The organism is Bradyrhizobium sp. JR4.1, from assembly GCF_040548605.1.
GTDB lineage: Bacteria > Pseudomonadota > Alphaproteobacteria > Rhizobiales > Xanthobacteraceae > Bradyrhizobium > Bradyrhizobium canariense.
This window is the reverse complement of sequence record NZ_JBEPRY010000062.1, coordinates 1-7,461: the sequence shown is the minus strand read 5'-3', so window position 1 is coordinate 7,461 and position 7,461 is coordinate 1. Positions and strand designations below refer to the sequence as shown.

Genomic DNA, 7,461 nt, shown 5'->3' with positions numbered 1-7,461 from the left:
TCCGGGGCATGGAAGGAATAAAGCTTCCAGCCGCGCTGGCGCTGCTGCTGCGAGCGGATTTGCACGGCCCGGCCAAGCGGGAGGGCGAATGCCTCGACCTGGTGTACGAGGGCCGGCATCTCTCACCTTCTGTCCTTCCCGGGATGGCGGAACGTACGATCACCATCGGTAGCCTTTCCAAATCCCATGCGATGGCCGGTTGGCGACTCGGCTGGATGATCAGTCCGCTGGAATTGGCGCGTCGTGCCGGTCAACTAGCACTCTGCTCAACCTACGGCATTCCTACCTTTTTGCAGGACGCGGCCATCGCCGCGCTCGAGGAGTTTCCGGACGGCCTCCCCGAGCTGCAAGCCGCCTATCGCCGCCGCCGCGACCGGCTTTGTGACCGGTTGGAAGCCGTCCCCCTCCTGTCGTGCCACCGGCCCGACGGCGGCATGTTCGTCATGCTTGATGCGCGTGCCATCGGTCTGTCGGCCTATGACTTCGCCAAAGGCCTCGTCCTTGAAGAAGGCGTGGCAATCCTGCCCGCGGACGGTTTTGGCGAGAGCGCGACCGGCTATTTGCGCATCAATCTGGGCGTCACGGATACGGAGATAGACGAAGCGGCTTTGCGGATCGCCCGCTACACCCAGAGGCTCGGACTTCATGGGGCAGTCTCTTGAATGAGCCGTCCGAACGCCCGTCGGTCAACGGAACGCGGCGCTCCAAAAGTCATTGTGCGTGTGCAGGGTGGTTCTTGGCCGGGCGGGGGCCTAACGATCGGCCCTCCGGCAGGCCACGCCCGTATGACCGAAAGAGCGGCAGCCACGCTCCTGCATCGCGGCCAGGTACCAGCTAAGGGCCCGTCGAAGATTTACACGCAAGGAGCGCGCGAAGGACAAATACTCAACCGTGGTTGATCGCGTCACTTACCACGTCCAACATGATGCCCCGCTCGTGTGGCATCGAGGGATTGGCACGGCCGATGTCGCACTCTCGGACGGTGGAGGCACTCGGATTGTGAGTGGAAAGCGTTCATCGAGGCGGACATCCGCTACCGAACAGAAAAGGAGAGTCCAAGCCACCTAAGAGGTCAGAAGGCGCCGACATCGGCATTCTTCACAAGGTACCTTCTGGAAAACGGGTCACGTGGTAGCGATTGGCCATGCGACGCCGTGTCGACGGCATGCTGCTTCGATCGTATTTCTAAGAAGACAAGCAATTGTCATGGGGCCGACACCGCCGGGGACCGGAGTGAGTGCGCCGGCCATGAGGCGCACGCTCTCAAAATCCACGTCACCGACCAGTCGGCGGCGCCCTTCATGTTCGATGCGATTGATCCCGACGTCGATGACGATCGCACCAGGCTTGATCCATTCACCACGAATGAGTGCGGGTTGCCCAACAGCCGCCACGAGAATATCCGAGCGGCGACACACCGAAGCAAGGTCGTCGGTCTTAGAGTGCGCGACCGTGACGGTACAATTCTCTCGAAGTAGAAGCTGGGCGAGCGGCTTGCCGACAATGTTGGAGCGTCCAACAATGACCGCGTGGAGCCCAGCGAGTTGGCTGCGAACTCCCTTGATCAGTAGCATGCAGCCCAGCGGAGTACAGGGGACCAGCGCATCCGCGCCGATCGATAGCTTGCCTACATTCATCGGATGAAGGCCGTCAACGTCCTTCGTCGGATCGATGGCAAACGCAATCCTCTGAGCATCAATGTGGGAAGGTAACGGCAGCTGGACGAGGATGCCGTGGACATCGGGAGCTGTATTCAGCCTGTCGATCAATGATAGCAAATCTGCTTCGCTCGTAGTGCTTGGCAGCTCATGATGAAACAAGCGCAGACCAGCTTCGATCGATCGACGAATCTTCGTACGGACATAGACCGAACTGGCCGAATCGCTACCAACAAGAACAACAGCCAATCCGGGTGTAAGTCCCCTCTCGCTTAAGTTCTCGACTGCGCTTCGCAGCTCAGAATGGATCCGAGCCGCAACCGCGACGCCGTCGATGAGAGCCCGCTCACATACAGAATTGCGCTCGATATCCGGAATGCTCATCGGAAGATCACCGTACGATCGCCGTTCATGAGGATGCGATTTTCTGTATGTAACTTGACCGCCCGCGCCAAAACAGCGGCTTCTACGTCTCTTCCGACGGCTGAAAGATCGTCTGGGGTAAGCGAATGATCCACGCGAAGCACATCTTGCTCAATGATCGGACCTTCATCCAAGGCTGCCGTGACGTAGTGAGCCGTCGCCCCAATCAACTTGACCCCTCTTGAGTGGGCTTGATGATACGGTTTTGCACCTTTGAAGCTCGGCAGAAAAGAGTGGTGGATATTTATGATCTTGCCGAACATCTTCTGGCAGAGATTGTCCGACAAGACCTGCATGTACCGCGCCAGGACGATGAGGTCGATCCGCTCCTGCTCGACGAGCTCCAGGAGCTTTGCTTCCTCTGCGGTCTTTGTATCTGCGCTGACGGGCATATGATGAAATGGAATGTCATAGGATGCAGCGAGCCGGTGAAAATCCCGATGATTGGAGACGATCAAGGGGATTGCGACCTCAAGCGTGCCGGTTGCGTAGCGGAACAGCAGGTCGTTGAGACAGTGCCCCGTCTTTGATACCATGATCAAAAGTCGAGGTTTCGAATTGCAGTCATGGAATTCCCAGCTCATGCCAAACGATGTGCCGACTGGGGAAAATGCCGACTGTATATCTTCAAGTGAGAGGCCCGGCGCATGAAAGGACACTCGCATAAAAAGCCTTCCGACGCGGCTGTCCGAGAATTGGGCGCTGTCGCGGATATTACAGCCATGCGAGCTGAGAAAGCCCGATATGGCGTGGACGATCCCGATGCGGTCTGTGCAGGAGAATGTCAGAACGAAATCGGGACAATCGGAGCGATCATTGGAAGGTGCGTCGATTAAGGACCTCTGCATTTCGGCATGAACGTTGCGAGGCTCGGTTACAGCGGTTGTCGTCGTCATGACAGTCTAGCTCTTCTACGAGGCCGCGGCCGAGACGAGAGCACCTTCCTCTACATCCTTTACGCGATTGTTGTTGGGATCATAAAACGGGCGCAGCGATGCCTGGGCGGGAATGCGCTGCCCGGCGACCTCGACCTCAAAGCGCCCGCCCTTCACGAACGAGGCATCGACAATGCCGTCTGGGTTGTAGACAAAGCCCAATCCCAGGCAGGTCCCGACCGTATGTCCAAACATTCCTGACGTGATCCGGCCAACCAGCCGCCCGTCATGCCAGATAGGCTCGTTGTGATAGATCAGTACCCCCGGATCGTTCAGCGCGATGTGGATCATTTTTCGGCGCGGGCCTGTCTCCCTCTGTCGGAGCAGTGCATCTCGTCCGATAAATCCGTGTGGCTTGGACCACGCCACGGCGAAGCCGAGACCGGATTCCAGCGGGGTGTCTTCGTCCGTGACGTCGTGTCCCCAATGACGGTATCCCTTCTCCATGCGAAGAGAATTCATGGCGTGATAGCCGGCGAGGCGCATGTCGAATCCAGCGCCTTCTTCGACGAGACAATCGTAGACGGCCTGGACGAACTCGGTTGGGATATACAATTCCCATCCGAGTTCGCCGACGTAAGTAATGCGACTCGCCCTGACTTTCGCATAGCCGAGATCAATGAGTTGGGAAGTCGCGAACGGAAATCCTTTGTTGGAAAGATCAGCATCGGTAAGCTTGCTGAGGAGCTGCCTGGATTGTGGACCCATCACACCCAGCACGGCATAGGCGGAGCTAACATCCGTCGCGATAGCGCGGGCGCCCTCGGGAATGTGACGTCTCAGCCAGCCAAAGTCCCTGACTTGCGTTGCCGCGGCCGTCACGATGAGGAAACGCTTCGAGCCTTCCCGCGTGACGGTGAGATCGGCTTCAATGCCGGCTCTATCGTTAAGCCATTGCGTATAGACGATGCGACCGATCGGGACCGATATGTTGTTCGAGCAAATCCTGTTCAGGATGGATTCAGCATCGTCTCCTTCAAGGACGAACTTCGCAAACGACGATTGATCAAATACTCCAACGCCCTCGCGTACAGCCCTGTGTTCTGCGGCTGAGTATTCGAACCAATTCTGACGCCCATAACTATATTGGTACTTTGCCTGTTGTCCCTGCGGCGCGAACCAGTTCGGCCGCTCCCAACCCGCGACCTCTCCAAAGCAGGCGCCTCGCGCAAGCAGGCGATCGTGCAGAGCCGAACGGCGAACTCCTCTTGCAGTGTCGGGCTGCCGAAAGGGCCAATGCATGGCGTATAGCAGGCCGAGGGTCTCGACAGTGCGGTCCTTCAGATATCGGCGATTTGACTGGAACGGCATCAGCCGTCTGACATCAACGTCCCAAAGATCCATCGGCGGATGACCGTCGACAATCCAGTCGGCCAGGACTTTACCTGCCCCGCCGGCGGAGCGAATACCGATCGAGTTGAAGCCGGCCGCAACGAACAGATTCCGCACTTCCGGCGTTTCGCCAAGCATATAGCGGTCGTCGGGCGTGAAGCTTTCTGGACCGTTGAAGAACAACTGAATTCCGGTTTTTGCCAGTAGCGGCACACGACGAATCGCCCCCTCAAGCAACGGTTCAATGTGCTCGAGATCGTCCGGCAGGGTATCGAACTCAAAACTCTCGGGGATTCCCTGCATACCCCAGGGTTTTGCGATCGGCTCGAACCAACCGACCAGCAGCTTGCCTGCGTCTTCCTTGAAGTAGGTACAGGCATCGGCATCGCGCAGTACGGGAAGGTGCTTTTTGATCTCAGGAACCGGCTCGGTCACGATGTAGAAATGCTCGGCTGCATGAAGAGGGACCGTCGTTCCGGCTTTTGCGCCAAGCTCCCTGGCCCACATCCCCGCACAATTGACGACGAATTCAGCTTCTATTTCACCGTTTTTAGTTCGCACGCCCCGGGCGCGGCCATTCTTGACGAGGATGTCTGTAACAGCAGTATTTTCAATGATCTTCGCCCCACGGGACCTCGCTCCCCTCGCCAGAGCCTGAGTCGTATCGACTGGATTGGTCTGCCCGTCTTTCGGAAGGTGCACCGCGCCGACCAGATCCTCCGTCGCCATCAAAGGCCAAAGATCACCCGCTTCTTTCGCCGAAATCACGTTGACTTCCAGACCAAAGCATCGGGCCATGGAGGCGCCACGCCGGAGCTCCTCAAAGCGCTCACTGTTGTTGGCGATTGCGAGCGATCCTATCTGTCGGTATCCGGTATTTTGCCCCGTTTCGCGCTCGAGCTCGCAGTATAGCTCCGTCGTGTATTGAGCTAATCGTGTGAGATTGTGAGTTGCACCCAGTTGCCCAACAAGGCCCGCTGCGTGCCAAGTGGTTCCGGACGTAAGTTGCTTTCTCTCGAGCAGAACAACGTCTGTCCAACCACGAAGGGTAAGATGGTAGGCCAGACTGCAGCCCATGATTCCGCCGCCAATGATGACGACTTGACCCGACTTTGGAAGTTCCGGCACGACTGATCTCCAACTACCATGAAATTTTGGCAGATTTTTTCATAGATGTGAAGGGTTTTTTACGCCCAAGGCGTTTCTTTCCAGGATTTCACATCTATAAAGGCAAGGCGCCTAACAGGCGTGACTTGGTTGCGACGTGGCTCTGCTGCGAGCTTGTACTTTGTCCTTCGCATTTCGGGGGCAGGCTTCGTTGTGCCGCCATGATTTGAAAGTTGAAGGACTCGATGGCTATTAGGTCGATTCGCGCGGCTGACGAATGGACAGCCCCTAACTCCACGGCCGGCATGGACTCTGACGCCGCCGTAGGCGGCCAGATCCGTGAATTGCGCAAAATCAAAAAGCTGACCTTGAACCAGCTTGCTCAGGCGGCCGGGATATCGGTCGGCTATTTGAGCCAAATCGAGAGAAATCAATCCAAGCTGCCGATTGGAGTCTTGAAGAAGCTTAGCGACGTACTTGGCGTGCATATGAATTGGTTCTTCCACGGCAATTTGCAGGCTGCCGCCGATGAAAGAGAGATCATTGTCCGTAAAGCGCACCGGCGGCGCTTTACATTCACCGGGCTGGGCATTGCCGAAGAGCTTCTGTCTCCGAACCTTGCCGGTCCGCTCGAATTGCTTCTGAGTACGATCGAACCGGGCGCCGATAGCGGCGAGTACAGCCACGACGGTAATGAAGCGGGTATTTTGATCGCTGGTCGATTGGACCTGTGGGTGGATGGAAAACGTTTCGAGCTTGAAGAGGGCGATAGCTTTTCATTCAACAGCGCCTCGCAACATCGCTGCGCTAATCCAGGAACGGTGCCAGCAAAAGTAGTCTGGGTGATTACACCGCCCCACTATTAGTGAGTATCGCTCGAACTCGCGCAGTTTAAGCGAGGAGATTGCCTCCAGCGCGAGAGCAAAACAACTAAGTCCCTCGAAGCGATGGGCGTCCTAAAACCGACGCAAGGCGTCGTCGACGCTCGCTCCGACCTCTTCCGCGCCAACGCCGGGGGCTGACCCGAAATCATCTCGCCGTCTCCTGCTGCCGAACTCTCGATTGGTCCAAGCGGGCCAGATTAGCGGTAGGTCTACAGAAATAGGACGCACACTAGAGCTCGATGGACTGCTGCCCCCGCCGGCTCCTTTCATAATTCTTTGTGCCGCTCAAACACCAAGCTTAAGGCACCGCATCTTGGTCGCTGGTGTGGAAAGCTGCGCGCGGCTGCAATTGGACGCACAATTTCAGTATGCGGTCGCTGATTTAGCGCGGGCAGAACTTTTCTGAATCAGTAACAATCCCCGAACTGTTGCGGTCCTTGATGCAGCGAAAAGGGTCGCGCCGACTTGCCATCAACGATGCTGCCCGCGAACGGAGCTTTTCAGGAGAGCCCCCGAGCTGCCCAACCGTTTAGCGAACAAGGAACATGTTATGCGGCCTGCCAAGTTTGACTACCTTGCCGAGAAGCTGCGCAACTGGGGGCTTTGGAGTGAAGCGGACCAACGCGGAACGCTTAATCACATCGGGCCAGAAACGCTCAAGAACGCGGCTGCTGAGGTTCGCGATGGAAAGCTCTTCAACCTCGGTCTGAACCGCCCCGGGTTTGCCGGAGGCTATTTGGTTTAAGTTATGCCGCCATGGCCGGCTGTTCCAGAATGGCGTAGCAGCGTTGCTCGGCTTCGGCCGGCGGTATGTTGCCAATGGGCCAGGAGCCGCCGCTTGTTGAACCAGTCCACCCATTCCAGCGTCGCGAACTCGACGGGCTCGAAGCTGCGCCATGGTCTGCGCCGATGGATCACCTCGGCCTTGTAGAGACCGTTGATGGTTTCGGCGAGAGCGTTGTCATAGGAATCTCCGACGCTGCCGACAGAAGGCTCGACGCCAGCTTCAGCCAGGCGTTCGGTGTATTTGATAGAGACGTATTGGGCGGATTCAAACGGTCGTCGCAACACCAGGAGTTTGGAGGTTGCGATGAACGTTGTAAGGCGCAGATCGGCGCGGTC

General features: G+C 57.4%; 6 protein-coding genes and 1 pseudogene. 3 read left to right on the top strand and 4 right to left on the bottom strand.

The window, feature by feature from the left end; all coding sequences use genetic code 11:
- The first annotated feature begins 143 nt into the window (after positions 1 to 143).
- Positions 144 to 662 (top strand): aminotransferase class I/II-fold pyridoxal phosphate-dependent enzyme, encoded by a 519-nt coding sequence (locus tag ABIB90_RS41305; protein WP_354202946.1) that lies wholly within the window; start codon positions 144 to 146, stop codon positions 660 to 662.
- A gap of 462 nt (positions 663 to 1,124) precedes the next feature.
- On the opposite strand, the gene folD is transcribed toward ABIB90_RS41305, so the two are convergent.
- The 3 genes from folD to ABIB90_RS41290 all read right to left on the bottom strand — a co-directional run bounded on the left by folD (position 1,125) and on the right by ABIB90_RS41290 (position 5,476).
- Positions 1,125 to 2,042: a bifunctional methylenetetrahydrofolate dehydrogenase/methenyltetrahydrofolate cyclohydrolase FolD gene (gene folD / locus ABIB90_RS41300; protein ID WP_354202945.1), complete on the bottom strand. Its 918-nt coding sequence runs from the start codon at positions 2,040 to 2,042 to the stop codon at positions 1,125 to 1,127.
- The gene (purU, locus tag ABIB90_RS41295) at positions 2,039 to 2,929 is read right to left on the bottom strand and encodes a formyltetrahydrofolate deformylase (RefSeq protein ID WP_354202947.1); all 891 of its coding nucleotides are present in this window, start codon (positions 2,927 to 2,929) and stop codon (positions 2,039 to 2,041) included. The genes folD and purU overlap by 4 nt, the downstream gene beginning before the upstream one ends.
- Positions 2,930 to 2,992: 63 nt before the next feature.
- Positions 2,993 to 5,476 carry a GcvT family protein gene (locus ABIB90_RS41290; RefSeq protein WP_354202944.1) on the bottom strand — a complete coding sequence of 828 codons (2,484 nt, stop codon included), beginning with the start codon at positions 5,474 to 5,476 and terminating at the stop codon, positions 2,993 to 2,995.
- Between the two features lie 212 nt (positions 5,477 to 5,688).
- Between ABIB90_RS41290 and ABIB90_RS41285 the strand changes: the two genes are divergently transcribed.
- The gene (locus tag ABIB90_RS41285; protein WP_354202943.1) at positions 5,689 to 6,321 is read left to right on the top strand and encodes a helix-turn-helix domain-containing protein; all 633 of its coding nucleotides are present in this window, start codon (positions 5,689 to 5,691) and stop codon (positions 6,319 to 6,321) included.
- 568 nt (positions 6,322 to 6,889) lie between these two features.
- Entirely contained in the window at positions 6,890 to 7,084 is a 195-nt protein-coding gene (locus ABIB90_RS41280; protein ID WP_354202942.1) for a hypothetical protein, read from the top strand.
- A gap of 1 nt (position 7,085) precedes the next feature.
- Here the strand turns inward: ABIB90_RS41280 and ABIB90_RS41275 are convergent.
- Positions 7,086 to 7,461 (bottom strand): annotated as a pseudogene (locus tag ABIB90_RS41275) (integrase core domain-containing protein); the annotation flags it as partial.

Bases quoted from the DNA above. Each gene is read 5' to 3' on its own strand.
- purU (WP_354202947.1), bottom strand. From the start codon at position 2,929: ATGCAGAGGTCCTTAATCGACGCACCTTCCAATGATCGCTCCGATTGT.
- folD (WP_354202945.1), bottom strand. From the start codon at position 2,042: ATGAGCATTCCGGATATCGAGCGCAATTCTGTATGTGAGCGGGCTCTC.
- ABIB90_RS41305 (WP_354202946.1), top strand. From the start codon at position 144: ATGGCGGAACGTACGATCACCATCGGTAGCCTTTCCAAATCCCATGCG.
- ABIB90_RS41280 (WP_354202942.1), top strand. From the start codon at position 6,890: ATGCGGCCTGCCAAGTTTGACTACCTTGCCGAGAAGCTGCGCAACTGG.